This is a genomic window from Marinimicrobium sp. ARAG 43.8 (assembly GCF_050113635.1).
In the GTDB taxonomy this organism is placed as follows: Bacteria; Pseudomonadota; Gammaproteobacteria; order Pseudomonadales; family Cellvibrionaceae; genus Marinimicrobium.
In genome coordinates this window covers 1-1,271 of record NZ_JBNJLT010000028.1, presented here as the reverse complement: position 1 = coordinate 1,271, position 1,271 = coordinate 1, and the positions used below count along the sequence as shown (strand labels likewise).

Sequence of the window (1,271 nt, the reverse complement as noted above, 5' to 3'; positions counted from 1 at the left end):
AGCGCCTGAATATCGCCGTTGAGCCGGTTCAAGGTGTTGTTGTCGGTCAGTCGCCCACTGGTAATGCTTTGCAGTCGGCCCGTGCTCGGGGTGTAGCCTCGGGCGGTCACCACGCCGTTGCCAAAGAGCTCGTGGGTCAGTTGGCCCCGCTCGTTGATAAGGTGGTCTCCCTGCACCCAGAGGGTGTCGTTATTAAGCACTATTATTTACTTTAATAATACAAGCTTCCAAACCCTGTAACCGCTACAAAAACCAAAAAAAACAACATCCCTGCCATCAAAAGAAATTTGGCGCGATCACCATGTTTAATCACAGTATCACTCCCAGTGCTTTTGTAACTTCCAGAATAAAGGTAGCGAACGAGCAACCAAGACCCACGAACATTCATAGATCCATCAAGTCGCGGCGATCCAATTTTTACCCAATCTCCGGGAAAATCCGACTCCATTATTTCAATAAACTTCCTTAAAGTTATGAAGTAAATTGGAAGCATCACCAAAGCGGACAAAACTATGGCTACAGAAAAAAAACCTAGAAACGCTTTCATAACAGATCCCCTGTTATAGATCTTTAGAATACCCGAAATCAACAATATTGGCCTTTAACCCAAAGCCTCCGCCAATTGCTGAACTGAATTGAAATCCACTATGACTCCACTTAATCGTAAGTTGCGCTGCGAAACCAACTCCAATACTTAAGTTTACTGACTGATTAACATCTCCAATTTCGCCAAATGAAATTGGTGACCCCTCAAGCATTGCGCCACCAAAAGCTCCAAGCCCCGAAGCCCAAGCTGCTCTGACAGAGGGGTTATCACCATCAATTTCTCTGGAAGCTGATAGATTTGCTCCTAAACCACCGAATGCAGCCCCCGCATTAGCGTTCAACCGTAGATCCGTAATGTTGTCCCAAAGGGATTCGCCAAAATTTCGGAGCTTCGAGGTATCAGTTTCTTTATTGTTATCTCTCTTTTGAACGTTTTCCTCATCCAACGACGTCCCCCTCCCATTCCGGGATTCGCTGTCGTCGCTGTGGCTGTTGCCTGTACCTACACTAGAATCATTAGCGGCTCCACCTCCAGTGGTACCCGCCTCAAACGCCTCGACATCAAAGTGAGCCACAACAATATCTCCGCTGTTCTCGACATACGCATACGCGGTCTGGCGCTGGTTGAGCATGTTGCGCACAAACTGTTGCATGTATTGTTGCGTAAACAGCATTTGTCGATTGCTGGCCATAATGGCATCGCGCTGGCGGTCACTGATGGTTTG

Annotated in this window: 3 protein-coding genes; all 3 read right to left on the bottom strand. The window is 47.4% G+C overall.

All coding sequences use genetic code 11. The features are described 5' to 3' along the window. Positions 1 to 200 (bottom strand): hypothetical protein (locus tag ACQCLF_RS15995; protein ID WP_426989085.1); only part of this gene is annotated, 200 nt, incomplete at its 3' end. An 11-nt stretch (positions 201 to 211) separates the two neighbouring features. Beyond that, complete coding sequence (locus ACQCLF_RS15990; RefSeq protein WP_426989083.1) at positions 212 to 547, bottom strand: hypothetical protein; 336 nt, start codon at positions 545 to 547, stop codon at positions 212 to 214. A gap of 13 nt (positions 548 to 560) precedes the next feature. Continuing rightward, positions 561 to 1,271: hypothetical protein (locus ACQCLF_RS15985; RefSeq protein WP_426989082.1), on the bottom strand; the 711-nt coding region annotated here is incomplete at its 5' end.